This is a genomic window from Labrenzia sp. CP4, assembly GCF_001579905.1.
GTDB classification, from domain to species: Bacteria; Pseudomonadota; Alphaproteobacteria; order Rhizobiales; family Stappiaceae; genus Roseibium; species Roseibium algicola.
In genome coordinates, this window is record NZ_CP011927.1 from 3,619,164 (window position 1) to 3,635,358 (window position 16,195).

The window sequence follows — 16,195 nt, forward strand, 5'->3', positions numbered from 1 at the left end:
GTGTCATTGCATTTTCTCCCCGACCGCCTCAACGGCACGGACCTCAAGTCAGGTTTCAGCGAGTTGCAGGTGTCTCACGAAGCAAAGGAGAAAACCAATGCTTACCCTTAAGAAGACAATCGTTCCGCTCATGAGCGCATTCATTGCCTCCACGGCAATGGTCGGCTTCGCACAGGCGGAAGACCCTTGCGGCAGCGACGGAAGCGGCGACAAGCCAATCGTTGCATGTCCTGAAGCAAACGCAGCAGCTGCGGCTGACGCACCGGTTGATGCCCCCAAAGCAATGGTGGGCGATCTTGACGGCGACGAACCGTTGACAGCCGAACAGCAGGTTGAAGGCCGTGTTGAAAACCACGCTTCAACCAAAATGGACCTGGACGGCAATCAGGCAACCAACCAGCCGCTCATGGACAAGACCGACGGCAATGATTCCTAATTGAGCCGTCGAAAAACAGTCGCGCCGAACCGGCGCGGCTTTTTTTTTCTTTCAACTCCCGGCACCCTCGTGATTTTTGTCACGATTTTTCCCGCAACCTGAGGTAAAGCTGACGCAGTTTTTTTGAAGGAGATTTTCCTTGCATATTCTGCTTGCAGCTCTTGGCATTTTAGCCGCCGGCGCTTTTTGGATCTATCGGGTACGCAGGGTCGCCGACAATACCAGGGTGGTGCTTGATGCTGCTCAAGACGTCAAGGCAGCCGCGCGGCGTTTCGGTTTCAGGACACGAGCAAACCAGCACCCGGCAGAAGGTGTCGATGACCCTCGTGTTTCGGCTGCAGCTCTCCTGGTCCTCGTCGCCGAAACCGATGGCGGCATTTCCAGAGCCGAACAGGACATGATCCTGGAACAGCTTCAGTCGGTGTTTGCAATGCCTGCCGGTGAAGTGGAGGAACTGTTTCAGTTCGCCAAATGGCTCGCCAACCAGAGCAGCAATCCGGACGACATGATCCGGCGCCTCATCAAACGTACTGTAAATCTTGGCGGTCGCGACACTCTGCCAGACTTGATCCGCATGGTCAGCGCGGTGGGAAAGGCCGACACCGGAACCCTTACAGACGACACCCAACAAGTGATCGAGCGTCTCAAACAACTGAATGCCTGAGATCAAATTTTACGTTACGTAACTTCAGTATCGAAAGATAAGTTCTGCATCTTCGTTTCGCATGTTTCAGCATGATTTGAAGACTGCTTTGCCAAAAGAAAGTTGATTAACAGATTACAACAGAGTTCTATAGATATACGCAGTCTGGTTTATTCAACCTTCACTGTTGAAAAGTATAAATACCAAATCCTGTCAAAACAGGTTTCAGGGAGACATGATGGCCGTAAGCGTACCAGAGGCAAGGACACGCAGGGTTCGGTCGTGGGGTGACGCATGCCGCTGCCTCGTGGCGGCAGCCATTGTGATGTTTCCCTTTTATGGTCAATCTTCCGCTGCCGAAGACGGCGCGTCGTTGAAGAACCACATCCTCGGTCTAGGAACCTGCCCTCCCTGGAACCCGCAATCGGTCGAAATCTGCCGTTACAGCGTGGACAAGGTGATGTCCTCACTGGCCCCAAGGCTCGACGCCGGGCCCGACCGGCAACACTTGCTTGTCAACGAGGGCGCCAGTGCTGCGGCACTCAAACTCAAGGCAACCGAGCTTGCCAACAAGCTGGGACCTGAAGACAGGCTGGTGATCTACGCCAACTTGCCACTTGGTGTTGTCGAGCCTACCGGCAACGCTGACCAAACCAACTATGCGCTGGAGCTCTGGGCAAGTGCCAGGCCCGAGACAACGCTTCAGGCGATCAGCGACGGAACCTGGATGTCTGCTTCCGCATTTGCGGCACTGATCCACGCCATTCCTGCTGGCGAAGTCATTCTGATACTGGACACCAACAATCCTCAGGCGTTCGACCTTGGCCTTCTTGAACATCATTCGGTCGATAACAAGAACAGGCCGGAAGCGTTGGTCATTTCCTCTGGCCCAGGCCAGTCAGCCAATTATTCCGCAGACCGCACGATATCGCTGTTCGGAAAGCATCTCGCTGTCGCGTTGCACGCTGGCGAAGGCACCCTGCAAGACATAGTGACGACGGCTGTCAATGGCACCCGGCAGGCGGCCATTCCCATTTGCGCGGAACTCAAGGAAAAGCGCGGCGAGACAACCGAACCGCAGCCCGACTGCACCCAGGTGCCGGAAATACACGATCCGGATGCCCTGCTGAACAGGACCATGCTTCTGCCACTGTCGGAATCCAACGTGAACTGACGCGGGCGTCTAGCTGGCCAGGTTCTTCTGGTTGGCTGCTTCAAACACCTGCAGCCCGCCGAACTTCAGCCGATCGAGCGCCTCACTCACTTCTTCCGGGATACTCCGGACAAGTTTGGACGTTGGTGCGGGCATTCCGATCAGATAACCCTGAGCTTCGTGGCATCCGCGCTGTGCCAACAGGCAGAGCTTTTCCGTGTCTTCTACGCCTTCGGCGACGACGCGCATCTTGAGAGCCTTGCCGAGCCTGACCACCGTTTCGATGATCGCCAATGAACCGTAATTGCGCTGTGCTTCGGAAACGAAGGACCGGTCGATCTTGATGCAATCGAAGGGAAAGCGGCTCAGGTAGCTGAGGGACGAATAACCGACGCCGAAATCGTCCAGCGCTATTTTCACCCCGATTTCCTTCAGGCGTCTCAGTACCGCCAATGCTCTGGCGTCGTCTTCAATCAGGGTGTTTTCGGTGATTTCCAGTTCGATCCGCTCAGCCGGAACACCTGACGTTTCGATGGCTCTGCGAACGTCATCGACAAAATCCCGATCGCGGAACTGAACCGGGCTGACGTTGATACTGATGCTGGCAGTCGTGATTGTCGAGGAGGCTATCCTCAAGGCTTCAGCCAACACATATTTGCCGATCGGAACGATCTGTCCGGAAGCCTCCGCGACGGGAATGAACTCGGCAGGACTGACAAGCCCACGCTCGGGATGGTTCCAGCGGATGAGAGCTTCATAGCTGACGATACGCGCGGATGCCAGGCACATGCGCGGCTGGAAAAACAACTCGAATTCGCCCGCCGAGAGTGCCGTATTCATGTCCTTTTCCAAGGCCCTGCGCTGGCGAACTTCATCCCCCATGCCCTGCTGGAAGACACAATAGGTATGCCGTCCGCCGTTCTTGGCGTTGTAAAGCGCGATGTCGGCATTGGAGATGACCTGGTCTTCGGCGTCGTATCCGGTCATCAGCGCAACACCGATGCTTGCACCCGGTTTCAGAATTAGCCCGTGACCACAGTCGATCGGCTCCGACAGGGACTTGACCAGACGCATGGCCATATCCTCTGCCTGATTGGCGAATTGGATGCCGTTCTGGATGATCGCAAACTCATCGCCGCCGAGGCGTGAAACCGTATCGCCGTGGCGGCACGAGTGGCGCAAACGCTCTGCGGTGACCCGGATGACGATGTCACCGACCGGGTGACCGTGCAGATCATTGATATCCTTGAAGCGGTCCAGATCGATGATCAGAAGGGCTGCCGACATACCATGCTGCTTGCACTTGCCGATGGTCTGCTTGAGCTCGGCATTGAAGACGGCGCGATTGGGCAGGTCCGTCAACGGATCGTGCTGGGCAAGGTGCAGGATCTGTGCCTCAGCCTTCTTGCGCTCCCTGAGGTCAACCAGAGCGGAGACGCGGGTCGGAATGCCGCGATAGGAAATGACACGGGTGCGGATCTCGACGGGCACACGCTCACCGGAGCGGTTGATCAGAGTGACTTCCCTCGGTTCCTTTTCCGCCTTGACCAGATGCTCCTCGAGCGTGCCGGCGAGTTCATTGTCGACAAACTCGTACAAGCCGCGCATCTCGAGTTCGTCGATCGGATAGCCGATGAGATCCTCGAAGGTCTTGTTTCCGTCCAGGATCCGTCCGTCGACCGAAATGACGATTGCATCGAATGTGGCGTTGGCAAGGGCCGACAGGCGTTCGGCCTCTTCGCGCGTGCGCTTGGCATCTGCGGCACGATTGTGAGCCTGTTCCTCGTTCTGAACGGTATCCATGAGCGCATTGAACAGACGCGTCAGACGCTCTGAATCATCGCCCTTGGCAACTTCCAGCCTCATGGAAAGGTCCGCCTTGCCGGCAATCAGGCGATCAAGAGCATCTTCCACATGTCCGATACCGAGCCGCGTGCCGTGCTCCGCCTCGTTGAGGCCAAGATCCTCACTTGCAAGGTCGAGCCGGATCGGCTGCATCTTGTGCAGGACGGACAGCACGAGCCAACCGGACCCGAAACTCCAGACAAAGCAGGCAAGCGCTCCGGTGAACTGGACCAGAAACTGCGGCAGATGAGCTCCCAGCGGCAACTGGTCTGCTGGTGCCAGAAGCGCCAGGCCCAGCGTACCGGCAACGCCTGAAAATCCGTGTACGCTGATTGCACCGACGGGATCGTCAATCTTCAGGACACGTTCCAGAAGGACCGCACCGAAAATGGCAACGGCACCACCGGCAGCGCCGATCACCAGTGCACCGACCGGGGTCAGAAGATGGCAACCGGCAGTCACGGCAACCAAGCCACCCAATAGCCCCGAGATCGAGTTTTCCGGCAGAATGACCTTGTCTTTCTGCCGGCCAAGAAGATACCCCGCCCCGGTGCCAGCCGCAGCGGCAAGAACGGTGTTGGCGAGGATCATCGGCACATGCCAGGAGGCGGCAAGTGTGGAGCCGCCGTTGAAGCCAAGCCAGCCGACAAAAAGGATCAACGCACCAGACGTTGCAAGAACGGAACTGTGGCCCTGAATGCGATAGGCACGCCCGTCGGCTCCGAAGCGGCCGGATCTCGGCCCCAGGATCACACAGGCAGCCAGCGCGATCCATGCGCCCGTGCCATGGACCACCGTTGACCCCGCGAAATCGACAAAGCCGATGTTGGCAAGCATTGCCGTGGCATCTGAAAACAGCGCCTGTCCCCAGGCCCAATGCGCAAACACAGGGTAGATCAGCCCGGCGGTCAGCACGGAACACCAGATGTACGCCGAAAGGCGCATGCGTTCAGCCACCGCACCGGAAATGATCGTTGCCGCCGTACCGCAGAACATGACCTGGAAGGCGAAGATGGTCAGGCCCCAGGGATCAAGGTCGGACAGACCGAACAACCGCGTATCAAATCCCGCAAACCAGCTTCCGCCGGCGCCGAATGCCAGCGAAAAGCCAAAGACCGCAAAGATCAGAACGGAGACAGCGAGATCGAGAAGGTTCTTCTGGGCAACGTTGATCGAGTTCTTGGAACGGACGAGGCCAGCTTCCAGCAACATGAAGCCAACTTGCATCAACAAAACCAGCCCGGCTGCAAACAGCACCCAGACCATGTCCAGGCTCTTCTGGAAAGTCGCCAGCTCCATTGTCTGCGCGGCCATTGCCGGTCCCGCCACCAGAATACCGGCACCGCAGAGAACGGATCTAGTGTATGCCGCCCGGCTCATGATGTATTTGCCCCACTGCTCGAAAACACAGGCATGATTTCGCCGAGAGGTTAATTCTGTCTTGCTAATTTTGTCAGGTCTTTTACTGCAAAATGGATGCCCAATTCTTCAGCAAACCCGCCAAAATTCCAATGAACAAAAAATTCAATTTAAGTAGTTGAAATAATTTACCAAAACCTCCTCAACCACGCCAGCTCCAACGACGTGCCGGGTATATTCCATCAAAAAACATGCTCAAAATTAAAGCAGCTAACAATCTGTAAAAGTTGAAGAATTTCCGCTGCCACTTGCCAACAGGCGGTTTGACATCAACTCACACAAGCGGATTGCAGGGGCATCTGTTTCAACGGCCCTGCAGTATCTAACCGGAAGTCTCACCAGCAAGCGCACATGCCTGCCCGGCAATGGCCTCACCAGTTCCTGCAACAGCTGCCTCCGCCCGGCGCACCGCTACCACACCCTTGAGCCGGGCAGTCAGCCACGTCCAGTCTTGAGGATCCACCCTCACCTCTCCCGTTGCACTACGCGGAGGGATCTCCCGGAAGCCATCGTCCTGGGCCTCGGCAATCGCAAAGCGGAAAACATAGTTCGGGGTCATGCCCATGCGCAGATCGGAGATGACGAGTTTTCCGTCGTCCAGTTCGGCCCTGTAGTAGCCACGGCTGAACCAGTCCAGTTTCCGGAAGGCTTGCGTATCTTCAACGCAGGCAACGAGTTCCGGGTGTCGCGGATGGGTATAGATCTCCGGTTTCCCACCCTCGTCCAGAAGCGAATAATACAGATTGTCGTAGCGGTCTTCCTGAAGGCCGATAACCTTCCAGACGAGAATGTTGAAGGGAGCGGCAATTGCAAAAACCTTGTCCGGAAGAATGCCTTCCTGCCTGAACAGATCCTGCGCCTTCTGCTCGACATGACGCTGAAGGACGACGCTCAGGCCAAGATATCCGGTCGAAACCACCAGCGCAGCCGTCATCCAGGCCTGAAAGCGTCGTGTCCAGTTTTTCCTGAACAGAGCCCAGATCACGACGGCCAGAAGAGGCAGGGTATAGAGCGGATCAATAATAAACACCGACCCGACGCCGACGGGATCCGGATAAAAAGGCCAGAACAGCCGCGTGCCGTAGACCGTCATTGCATCAATGCCTGCATGGGTGGCAAGACACAGGAAGACAGTGAGCCAGGTCAGCCAGCGGCAGTCCCTCAAGCCCTTGAACAGCCTTATGAGCCCCTCGCCCAACAACGGCGCTGCCAATGCATGTACAAAGACCGAGTGTGTCCAGCCGCGATGGTAGACGAAACTGTCGATTGGATCGTCATAGGGGATCAGGACATCCAGGTCCGGCAACGTCCCGAGGCCCCCGCCGATAAGAGCAGCCTTTCTGGGGCCAAGTTTTTTGCCAAGGAGTGCTGTGGAGACGGCTGCGCCGAGAACAAACTGGGTAAGAGAATCCATCTACTGCCTTGGATCTGAACCGGAAGATAAGCCGGATATGTGCGGCGGAAGCATACAAATGACAAGGGTTTGGGACGAATTGATTTCCCGAACCACCAACAAGCCTTCAGGCTGAAGCGATTGTCTTGCCTTGTCATAACCTTGAAATGACAAACGCCCCGCGGCCTATCGGGCGCAGGGCGTTGCAGTTTCGGTATGCCGAATTTCAGTTCAGCTCGTCGTCAGTCGACAACCCGGAAGGCGCCCTTGGAAGCGCTGGTGGTCAGTTTGGCGTAGGCGCGAAGTGCCGTTGAAACCTTGCGCTTGCGGATCTCGACCGGCTTCCAGGCCTGATCGCCCTTTGCTTCCATTGCAGCGCGGCGTTCGGCAAAGACTGAATCCGGCAGATCGACCTTCAAAACACGGTTCGGAATATCGATCACGATAGGATCGCCTTCCTCGACCAGTCCGATAGCGCCGCCTTCGGCAGCTTCCGGCGAAATGTGGCCAATGGACAGGCCCGAAGAACCACCCGAGAAACGGCCATCGGTAATCAACGCGCAGGCTTTGCCGAGTCCCTTGGATTTCAGGTAGCTGGTCGGATAGAGCATTTCCTGCATGCCCGGACCGCCGCGCGGACCTTCGTAGCGGATCAGCACCACGTCGCCTTCCTTGACCTTGTTGGTCAGGATCGCGGAGACGGCACTGTCCTGGCTCTCGAAAATCCGAGCCGGACCGGAAAACTTCAGGATGCTTTCGTCAACACCGGCAGTCTTCACCACACAGCCATCCTCGGCAATGTTGCCGTAAAGCACGGCGAGGCCGCCATCCTTGCTGTAGGCGTGCTCTGCTTCGCGGATGACACCGGCCTTGCGGTCGATGTCGAGGTCGTCCCAGCGACGCTCCTGGCTGAAGGCAACCTGTGTCGGCACCCCGCCCGGCGCTGCCCGGAAGAAATTGTGTACGCTCTCGGAATTCGTCTGGCGAATATCCCAACGCGAAAGAGCTTCCTTCATCGTTGCGGAATGGACGGTCGGAAGGTCCGTGTGCAGCAACCCTGCCCGGTCCAGTTCGCCGAGAATACCCATGATACCGCCAGCCCGGTGGACGTCTTCCATGTGGATGTTTTCGACCGCGGGCGCGACCTTGCAGAGCACCGGAACCTGTTTCGACAGACGGTCGATGTCATCGATCGTGAAGCCGATTTCACCTTCATGGGACGCTGCCAGAAGGTGCAGGATCGTGTTGGTGGATCCACCCATGGAGATATCGAGGCTCATTGCGTTCTCGAACGCCTTGAAGTTCGCAATGTTCCGCGGCAGCACGCTTTCGTCGTCCTGCTCGTAGTAGCGTTTAGCAAGATCGACGATCAGATGCCCTGCTTCCACGAAAAGCCGTTCGCGATCTGCGTGGGTTGCCAGCGTCGAACCGTTGCCCGGCAAGGCCAGGCCAAGGGCTTCCGTCAGGCAGTTCATGGAGTTCGCCGTGAACATGCCCGAGCAGGAGCCGCATGTCGGGCAGGCATTCTGTTCCATTGTCAGAACGTCTGCATCGGACATCCGGTCGTCGGCAGCGGCAATCATCGCGTCGATCAGGTCGACAGACTTGGCAACGCCATTTTCCAGCACCACCTTGCCGGCTTCCATCGGCCCGCCGGAAACGAAGACAACCGGAATGTTGAGCCGCATGGCAGCGTTCAGCATGCCCGGGGTAATCTTGTCGCAGTTGGAAATACAGACCAGCGCATCTGCGCAATGGCCGTTGACCATGTATTCAACCGCATCGGAAATCACTTCGCGCGAGGGCAGCGAATAGAGCATGCCATCGTGACCCATGGCGATACCGTCATCGACCGCGATGGTGTTGAATTCCTTGGCGACACCGCCAGCCTTTTCCACTTCTCGGGCAACCAGCTGGCCGAGGTCCTTCAGATGGACGTGGCCCGGCACAAACTGTGTGAAGGAGTTGGCGATGGCGATGATCGGCTTGCCGAAGTCGTCGTCCTTCATGCCGGTCGCGCGCCAAAGGCCGCGCGCACCAGCCATGTTGCGGCCGTGAGTGGATGTTCTGGAACGATACGGGGGCATTTTCGTTTCTCCCTACGTGTGCAGGCCTTTGTCTCTCCGGCGCGACGTGCTGCCGGAGCGGATCAGGTTTCCGCGCCCGATTTAGCTCTGATATGGGTTTGACAGGTTTTTTTGCCGAACGAAAGGCCGGAATGGGAAAAAAGAGTACGCTCCGGTACGGTTACCAGTCACAGCCGTGGTCGATGTTGAAATCACTCCGGTTTATTGCCTTCGATATGCCCCCGGCGACGTCCCGACAATTCGTTTGAAGGCCCTTGCAAATGCTGCTTCGGACTCGTAGCCGAGCCCGATGGCAATCTCCGCCAGTGTACGCTTTCCTTCCCTCAGATCCATTCGTGCCAATTGCATGCGCCAATGCAGGGCATACTGCATGGCACCTTCCCCGGTCAGTTGCTTGAAGCGCGCGGCAAACGCGGAACGTGACATACCAGCCCTTTCCGCCAACCGGGCAATGGTCCAGCCTTCTTGCGGAGCCCGGTGAAAGGCCTGCAGGGCCCGCCCGATCTTTGGATCGCGCAAGGCTGCAAGCCAACCTGTTCCAAGCGCCTCGTTGCTCTGCAGCCACGCCCGGATCGCCTGTACGACGAGAATATCCGTCAGGCGTGTCAGCACCGTTTCTCCGCCCGGCTGCGGATTGCATGCCTCTTCTGCCAGGTATTTCAGCGTGCTGTAGATCCATGGGCCGGCGTGCTGAGCGAAGGTGTCCAATCGTATGACCGGCGGCAACAGCTCCTGCAGTCGTTCGGCAGCCGCGTGGTCAAGCTTCAACACACCACAAGTCATCCGGGTGACGGCCCCGCCCCCACCAAATACCATGGTTTCGTAGGAGGGGCTGTGTCGGATGGCAGGAATGTCGAACAGAGGCGTCGCGACAGCTTCGGCATCACTACTCATGACAACCGGTTTGCCATGCGGCAAGAGCACAAGCTGCCCGGCGGTCAAGGAAATCGTCTCGCAGTGCTCCGTCTGCAGCAAACAACTCCCCTCGGTCACCACCAGAAGAACCATCTGTCCACCCATGTCCGGAACATCAATCGCCCAGGGAGCTGACAGTTCGGGATTGCAGTAGAAGGTTCCCGTGAGCCGCAGAAGATGCAACACATCGCCAAGCGGGGCAAAATCCAGCGAGGGCGAGGATTGGTCGGCTTGCAAGACCGGGCTCGGCAAGGACATCAGGAACTCCCACTTGAACGCTGGTCACCAACCCAGAAATCTGGACGATCTGCAATTTTTCTTATTCTTTATATCATAGATCATCTGACGCACTTATCAGATCCTGGATTCCAGTTCAAACGAACCGGAGACAGCCAATGAAAACCCTGAGCAAAAAAGCCGCCCTCGCCCTGTCCGCCCTGACCTTTCTGGTGATCGGCTCCCTGATCGTCTTTGCGCCGGAGCTACTGTTTTCTTCAAACGGAATAACCCTCAATCCTTCCGCGGCGATGATGAGCGAAGTTCGCTCACCCGGCGTCCTCATCTTGCTGGCGTGTTTCGCCGCTTCGATGGGTCTTTTCTATCGTTTGTGGGAGACAATCGGATTGCTGGTGTCCGCCGCCTTGCTGCTTGGCTATGGCACAGGCCGGCTTGTCAGCCTGGCCCTCGACGGCATGCCCCCTGCACCACTTGTCGCTGCTGCCGCAGTGGAGTTGGGACTTGGCTGCTGGTGTGCCGCTCACCTGCTTGCCAGCAGGGCAAATCCCCCTTTGCACGCATAAAAAGAAAGCCGGTGCGGGTCGAAACCCTGCACCGGCTATCCTTCAGACCGCCCCGGAGGGGGTGGATGTCGGGCGGCCCGAAACCTTCTGGATTACTCCGCCGCGACGGACGCTTCTGCCAAGGTGGGATAATCCGTGTAGCCTTTTTCGCTGCCGCCATAGAGCGTATCGGTATCCAGCGCGTTCAGCGGAGCATTCTTCTCAAGCCTCTCGACCAGATCCGGATTGGAAATGAACGGACGGCCGAACGCGACCAGATCGACTGCGCCTGTTTCCACTGCCTCAATTGCGGAAGCACGGTCGTAACCGTTGTTGCCCATATGGGCGCCGTCGAAGAGTGCGTAGAGAGCCGACAAATCGCCACCATTCGGGATATCGCGCGGACCACCGGTCTGGCCTTCAACCAGATGCAGGTAGGCAAGACCATAGCCGTTGAGCAATTTGATCGCGTGCGAGAAGGTCGCTTGCGGATTGCTGTCGGCAATGTCGTTGGCGCTGGAGAACGGGCTCAGCCTGATGCCGACCCGGTCACCACCCAGCACACCAACAACGGCATCCATGACTTCCTTCAGGAAGCGGGTCCGGTTCTCGATGGATCCGCCGTAGGCATCGTCACGCTTGTTGGAGCCGTCGCGCAGGAACTGGTCAATCAGATAACCGTTGGCAGCATGCACCTCGACACCGTCGAAGCCAGCTTTCCTCGCGTTTTCGGCGGCTTTTCTATAGTCCTCGACAATGCCCGGGATCTCGCTGGCGTCCAGCGCACGCGGCGTCGGCGTATCGACGAATTGCGTCCCGTCAAACGTCTTGGACTTGGCAGCAATTGCAGAAGGAGCCACCGGATCTGCGCCACCCGGCTGGAGAACCGGATGCGAAATACGGCCAACATGCCAGAGCTGGATGACAATCTTGCCACCTTTTGCATGAACCGCATCGGTGACCTTCTTCCAGCCCGCGACCTGCGCATCTGAATAGATGCCCGGCGTCCATGCATATCCCTTGCCCTGCGGCGAGATCTGCGAGGCCTCGGTGATGATCAATCCTGCTCCGGCACGCTGATCGTAATATTTCACTGTCAGATCATGCGGTGCATCGTCTTCGTGCCGGGCCCGGTTGCGGGTCAACGGCGCCATCACGATACGGTTCTTCAGTTCGATTGCCCCTGCCTTTGCGGGCGAAAACAGTTTTGCTTCTGACATGTTCTTCTTTCCTTTTGAAGTTTGTCTGCTTCACTATTTCTGGACCAAACAGTCCAATATTATGCGCACAACTCCGTGGTTCTTCATGAACGCTTCCACACCGCCCGGGCGATTATGGCATCAGGACGGTCCGTGCCTGCTTCAGGGTTCTGGCAATCCGCTCTGCCGGAACTCCAGCCTTGCGCAGCGCCAGGGTTCCAATGGCAAGCGATGAATAGGCGCTCGCCCTATCCCGGACAGCATCCGGGTTATCCGGGTCGATCGCCCTGGCAAAGAGGTCTTCGATGTTTTCCAGGTGACGACGGCCAATCTCGGCAACCTTGTCGTCATGGGGCGCAAGTTCGGTGATGCAATTGACCAGAAGGCAGCCCCTTGGGCCCCCTTTCGGATCGGACAAAGCCTGCATCATCGCGTCCACCGCGTCATCTTCAGCGGTTTCAGCAACTTCCTTCAGGCCACGGATTCCGTTTTTCGAATAATGCTCCAGCGCTCGCAGAAACAGCGTCTGCTTGCAGCCGAAAGTGGCGTAGAAACTGGAACGGCTAAGCCCCATTGCCTTGGTGAGATCGTCCAGAGACGTCGCTTCGAAGCCCTTCTGCCAGAAAACATGCATGGCCGCCTCAAGCGCCGCCGCTTCATCGAAGCTGCGCGGCCTGCCTGGACCTGCTGTGCGTTTTTCCGAGCCGGAAATATGGACCTCTGCGTTTCTCATGCCTCTGATATGGACTACGCAGTCCAGAATGCAAGAGGAGCAAGTCTGATTTCTGGACCGATCGTTTCAGATCATCCCGATACCTGGTCTGTGCAGGATAAAACTACATACGGCACGAACCGGCATAGGCATCGCCGACATCGTCGAAGACCCGGGCAACGGCTTCCATCTCATAGAGCTTGCTGGTGCGCCGGACCCCTTCCACAATATAGAAATCCTGAATGGGAAACTGGTTGGAATTGAAGCGGAAGTCGCCTCGAACGCTTTCAAAGGGAGCCGCACTGATAGCCGAGATCAACGCTTCCTGGTCCTTGATGCCCCCGGTCAGTTCCAGGGCAAAATGGATCAGCTTGGCAGCATCATACCCTTGGGCAGCGTAGACCGAGGGCTCGTACTTGTAGGCCTTGCTGAACTCCCGCACGAACCTCTTGTTGGCCGGATTATCAAGGTTTGGCGCCCAATGAGATGCGCTGTAAAGTCCCTCAGCCATCTCCGCCGTATAGGGTAGCGTGACGGCATTGACCGTGTCGGACGAGAGAAACGGTACAATACCCTTCAGCCCGGAAGTGTGGAACTGTTTCACCAGTTCCACCCCCATGCCACCCGGCATAAAGGTGAAAATCGCATCCGGTTCTATTTCCTCGATCTGCTTGAATTCATCCGAGAAATCGGTCTGACCCAGTTTCGGGAACAGTTCGCGGGCGATCTGTCCCTTGAAATGGCGGCGGAACGCGGCAACGGCATCCCGGGCAGCTTCATAGTCCGGAGCGATCGTGACGACGTCCTGGTACCCTTTGAGGCTGGCGTAACGCCCCATCGTCTCGTGGACCTGATCGTCCTGTGACGCGGTGGAGAAGAAATAACGGCTGCAATTGCGCCCGGCGATCGGCGCAGGCCCGGAATGCGTTCCGATAAACAAGGTCTTCGACCGCACGATAGGATCGTGCACAGCAAGCATCACCTTGGAGAAATTGACGCCGACGATGAGATCGACGCCATTTTCCTCGATCAGTTTCGTTGCCTGCTCCAGCGCGTTGTCCGGATCCAGCTTGTCATCGACCACGATCACATTGGTGGGCAAGCCACCAAGCGCGCCATTGGATTGCTCGACGGCCAGCATGAAACCGTCGCGCATGTGTTCACCGTAGACGGCCGCCGGGCCGGACAGTGTCGCCAACAGGCCGATCTTCAATTCCTGCACATCCTGCGCGGCCGCCGAGTGGCACGTGAGCGCCATTCCAGCAGCAAGGCCCGCCGCCAATCCGACCGTTCGAGAGATGAGGTGAGAGATCCAGCGCGTCATGATCTTTTTTGCCTGTCGTTTCTGGCTTCGCCTTTCGCCCTGCCCGGGCGAAATGCCTGCCGTTCATTCTACTGGCAGGCCGTTTGCGCGCAGTTTGTCAGAGACAGGTTAGGCTTTTGCAAACGCACATCCATTTGGCCCCGCAAGACCACAGACCCGTCACATTTCATGCAAAATTCCCTACTGCCGCCGCAATCCGGCCTGCGTGCCGACGCATTAACGAAGATTAATGTTCCGGTACCCAGATATGGCAACCGCTCCGAGCGTGCCCGAACCGCAAAACCAGGAGGGCCACATGTATTCCGTCACCGCGCCAGCCAACACTTGCGACTTCCCTGAAGGCCACGATCCGGACAATGCACCTCAAAAGAACGAGCTGAAGCTCGTCGTTCCCAACGATCCGTCCAAGGACGATGAAACCCCTCTTAGCGAAACCGAAGTTCACACAGTGGCGGCAGACACAGGTTCTGACGCCAGCACACTTGCCGCCAAGATCCTTCAGATGCATGCAACCGCCGACGAACTGAAGCCGACAGCCTCCCGCCGCCCGACGCTGACAGGTGCAACGGACGAAGCCGGCTTCGATATGCCAGGCGTGTTGCGCACTCCGGTACGAGGCTCGCGGAATATCGGCCTTCAGCCTGAACAAGTCCCCGCACCTGCAGCCGTTTCCAAAGCGGCAGCCAATTTCCGGCATGGTCCGAGTTTCAGAACACTGTTGATCAGTACACTTGTGATTGTCGGCGTCGGCGCAGGAGCAGTCTATTTGAGCCTGAGCGACCTGCTGGCCGGCAAAGAGGCAGACAGCCGCACGGTCCAGACCCAGCAGATCAATACCGAACCGACGATCGAGAGCCTGATTGCCGGCGCAGATCCCGAATACCAGGGCAGGACGGATCTGACCGCAACACCGACCGCAAGCGCAGAGCAGGTAAAGTCGGCCAAGGACCGTATCCGCGAGGTATTCGCCTCAAGGTCGATAGCGTCCACTGCACCTGAAGACCATTCCAACCCGCTGGGTCATGACACCAACAAGGTTGCCGACGACAAGATCCAGTCGCGACTTGCTCCAGCTCAGCCCGCCCCCGTCAGAACCAATAGCCAATCGGCACGCGGCACCACCAATACGCTCGTTGCCAGCGCTGCTGCAGCAGTGCAGGAGACCGACGAAAATCCGGTATCGGATGCATCGCCGCTGGGAGCTGACATTCCGGCCGTCACGGCACCTGACACCGACACTGCATCCGCCTCTACTCCGGAAACCAGCGCTGCTGCGTCGGACTTTCCTCTTTCGGCAAAAATCAAGTCATCGGTGAACCTGCGTGAAGCGCAGAACAAGGATGCGACGGTTCTGGCCGTCATCCCGGCTGGAGCCGAGGTTCGCTTCAACACGTGTGGCAACTGGTGGTGCGGCGTTCAGTATGACGGCAAAACCGGCTACGTAGGTGAAAGTTTCCTGGAACCCCAGCAGCAGCCATGAGTAAAACCTGCGTTTGCCAGGTAGAGCCTTGTTAAGTGTCGAAGCGTAATATCCCGTCGATCTAAGATTTGCCCTGCTGACCGCGGGGACAGTTGCATCGACGGGCGCAATCAGCGGCGCCTGTGTCGATTGCTCTCGATGTCGCAACACTTTCCGGACGGTCTTGGCTCCGGGATTGTTTCGCATTCTCGGTGCACGTCAGGCACTGCAGACAGGAGACGGACCATGGCAAACCGGGCAGCCCTCAGCTTCAGCGCTTTCCTTCTCGTCGGTTTCTCGGCCGCAATCACGCAAGCTCAGGCGGATGGAACCGATTGCACAGTCTATGCGACCGACTATGCCAACGCCCGCATGGGCAGCGGCGATGTCGTCGGAGATGCTGTTTCCGGCGGCATGGCCGGAGCGGTTGTTGGCGGCGAATGGCGCGGGGCATCGGGCGCTTATCGTGGCGCCCGTGCAGGTGCAGCGCTTGGCGTCCTGGACAATATGGGCTCAATGCCCGGCGGTTGGCAGGCTCTTTACGACATGGCCTACCAGATGTGCCAGCAGCAGACGTCCGGGGTGAACGCCCCCTATTACCAGTCCCCCAGCGTCGGAACGTCTTCCTCCGACTGTCGTTCTTCAGCCAGCGTCAACGCGCCGCTGAAAAGATCCCCGAACGGCGGCATTATGGTCGGCTCTGATTTCGGCAATTGCCGTTAGCACCGCAGCTTGCTGCCAAAGACTTGGTGGAAGAGCCTTCAGCTCGCCCTGTCGACGGGTTGACGTTACAGGCGAAGCACAGTCAACTATGGCCGATTTTTAAAGGCT

At 57.7% G+C, this 16,195-nt stretch carries 13 protein-coding genes; 6 read left to right on the forward strand and 7 right to left on the reverse strand.

What is annotated here, in order from left to right:
• Positions 1 to 97: 97 nt before the first annotated feature.
• The 3 genes from ACP90_RS16665 (at position 98) to ACP90_RS16675 (ending at position 2,253) form a co-directional block, all read left to right on the forward strand.
• On the forward strand, positions 98 to 436 hold the full coding sequence (locus ACP90_RS16665) for a hypothetical protein (protein ID WP_062488992.1): 339 nt from the start codon (positions 98 to 100) through the stop codon (positions 434 to 436).
• A 139-nt stretch (positions 437 to 575) separates the two neighbouring features.
• Positions 576 to 1,100 carry a TerB family tellurite resistance protein gene (locus ACP90_RS16670; protein ID WP_062488993.1) on the forward strand — a complete coding sequence of 175 codons (525 nt, stop codon included), beginning with the start codon at positions 576 to 578 and terminating at the stop codon, positions 1,098 to 1,100.
• Between the two features lie 304 nt (positions 1,101 to 1,404).
• Positions 1,405 to 2,253 (forward strand): hypothetical protein, encoded by an 849-nt coding sequence (locus ACP90_RS16675; protein WP_062491713.1) that lies wholly within the window; start codon positions 1,405 to 1,407, stop codon positions 2,251 to 2,253.
• A gap of 9 nt (positions 2,254 to 2,262) precedes the next feature.
• Here the strand turns inward: ACP90_RS16675 and amt are convergent, their stop codons facing one another.
• The 4 genes from amt to ACP90_RS16695 form a co-directional block, all read right to left on the reverse strand.
• A complete protein-coding gene (gene amt, locus ACP90_RS16680; RefSeq protein ID WP_208993351.1) occupies positions 2,263 to 5,457 on the reverse strand; it encodes an ammonium transporter in 3,195 nt (1,064 codons plus the stop codon).
• A 361-nt stretch (positions 5,458 to 5,818) separates the two neighbouring features.
• Positions 5,819 to 6,910, reverse strand: coding sequence for a metal-dependent hydrolase (locus ACP90_RS16685; protein WP_062488995.1), 1,092 nt, complete (start codon positions 6,908 to 6,910; stop codon positions 5,819 to 5,821).
• Between the two features lie 221 nt (positions 6,911 to 7,131).
• Positions 7,132 to 8,976 carry a dihydroxy-acid dehydratase gene (gene ilvD, locus ACP90_RS16690; RefSeq protein ID WP_031270774.1) on the reverse strand — a complete coding sequence of 615 codons (1,845 nt, stop codon included), beginning with the start codon at positions 8,974 to 8,976 and terminating at the stop codon, positions 7,132 to 7,134.
• Positions 8,977 to 9,177: 201 nt separating this feature from the next.
• A complete protein-coding gene (locus ACP90_RS16695) occupies positions 9,178 to 10,149 on the reverse strand; it encodes an AraC family transcriptional regulator (RefSeq protein WP_062488996.1) in 972 nt (323 codons plus the stop codon).
• 137 nt (positions 10,150 to 10,286) lie between these two features.
• Here ACP90_RS16695 and ACP90_RS16700 point away from each other — a divergent pair, with 137 nt between their 5' ends.
• Positions 10,287 to 10,691 (forward strand): DUF4345 domain-containing protein, encoded by a 405-nt coding sequence (locus tag ACP90_RS16700; RefSeq protein WP_062488997.1) that lies wholly within the window; start codon positions 10,287 to 10,289, stop codon positions 10,689 to 10,691.
• Positions 10,692 to 10,783: 92 nt separating this feature from the next.
• On the opposite strand, the gene ACP90_RS16705 is transcribed toward ACP90_RS16700, so the two are convergent.
• The 3 genes from ACP90_RS16705 to ACP90_RS16715 all read right to left on the reverse strand — a co-directional run bounded on the left by ACP90_RS16705 (position 10,784) and on the right by ACP90_RS16715 (position 13,905).
• The gene (locus tag ACP90_RS16705; RefSeq protein ID WP_062488998.1) at positions 10,784 to 11,890 is read right to left on the reverse strand and encodes an alkene reductase; all 1,107 of its coding nucleotides are present in this window, start codon (positions 11,888 to 11,890) and stop codon (positions 10,784 to 10,786) included.
• 112 nt (positions 11,891 to 12,002) lie between these two features.
• Positions 12,003 to 12,602 carry a TetR/AcrR family transcriptional regulator gene (locus tag ACP90_RS16710; protein WP_023004070.1) on the reverse strand — a complete coding sequence of 200 codons (600 nt, stop codon included), beginning with the start codon at positions 12,600 to 12,602 and terminating at the stop codon, positions 12,003 to 12,005.
• A gap of 103 nt (positions 12,603 to 12,705) precedes the next feature.
• Positions 12,706 to 13,905, reverse strand: a complete 1,200-nt coding sequence (locus ACP90_RS16715; protein ID WP_062488999.1) for an ABC transporter substrate-binding protein — start codon at positions 13,903 to 13,905, stop codon at positions 12,706 to 12,708.
• Positions 13,906 to 14,200: 295 nt separating this feature from the next.
• Between ACP90_RS16715 and ACP90_RS16720 the strand changes: the two genes are divergently transcribed.
• The gene (locus tag ACP90_RS16720; RefSeq protein ID WP_158514188.1) at positions 14,201 to 15,385 is read left to right on the forward strand and encodes an SH3 domain-containing protein; all 1,185 of its coding nucleotides are present in this window, start codon (positions 14,201 to 14,203) and stop codon (positions 15,383 to 15,385) included.
• Positions 15,386 to 15,610: 225 nt separating this feature from the next.
• Positions 15,611 to 16,087 carry a hypothetical protein gene (locus ACP90_RS16725; RefSeq protein WP_062489001.1) on the forward strand — a complete coding sequence of 159 codons (477 nt, stop codon included), beginning with the start codon at positions 15,611 to 15,613 and terminating at the stop codon, positions 16,085 to 16,087.
• Positions 16,088 to 16,195: the final 108 nt, after the last annotated feature.

Excerpts from the sequence above, each read along its gene's own strand:
- ACP90_RS16665 (WP_062488992.1), top strand. The coding sequence starts at position 98 with ATGCTTACCCTTAAGAAGACAATCGTTCCGCTCATGAGCGCATTCATT.
- ACP90_RS16675 (WP_062491713.1), top strand. The coding sequence starts at position 1,405 with ATGTTTCCCTTTTATGGTCAATCTTCCGCTGCCGAAGACGGCGCGTCG.
- amt (WP_208993351.1), bottom strand. The coding sequence starts at position 5,457 with ATGAGCCGGGCGGCATACACTAGATCCGTTCTCTGCGGTGCCGGTATT.
- ACP90_RS16685 (WP_062488995.1), bottom strand. The coding sequence starts at position 6,910 with ATGGATTCTCTTACCCAGTTTGTTCTCGGCGCAGCCGTCTCCACAGCA.
- ilvD (WP_031270774.1), bottom strand. The coding sequence starts at position 8,976 with ATGCCCCCGTATCGTTCCAGAACATCCACTCACGGCCGCAACATGGCT.
- ACP90_RS16695 (WP_062488996.1), bottom strand. The coding sequence starts at position 10,149 with ATGTCCTTGCCGAGCCCGGTCTTGCAAGCCGACCAATCCTCGCCCTCG.
- ACP90_RS16700 (WP_062488997.1), top strand. The coding sequence starts at position 10,287 with ATGAAAACCCTGAGCAAAAAAGCCGCCCTCGCCCTGTCCGCCCTGACC.
- ACP90_RS16705 (WP_062488998.1), bottom strand. The coding sequence starts at position 11,890 with ATGTCAGAAGCAAAACTGTTTTCGCCCGCAAAGGCAGGGGCAATCGAA.
- ACP90_RS16710 (WP_023004070.1), bottom strand. The coding sequence starts at position 12,602 with ATGAGAAACGCAGAGGTCCATATTTCCGGCTCGGAAAAACGCACAGCA.
- ACP90_RS16715 (WP_062488999.1), bottom strand. The coding sequence starts at position 13,905 with ATGACGCGCTGGATCTCTCACCTCATCTCTCGAACGGTCGGATTGGCG.
- ACP90_RS16720 (WP_158514188.1), top strand. The coding sequence starts at position 14,201 with ATGTATTCCGTCACCGCGCCAGCCAACACTTGCGACTTCCCTGAAGGC.
- ACP90_RS16725 (WP_062489001.1), top strand. The coding sequence starts at position 15,611 with ATGGCAAACCGGGCAGCCCTCAGCTTCAGCGCTTTCCTTCTCGTCGGT.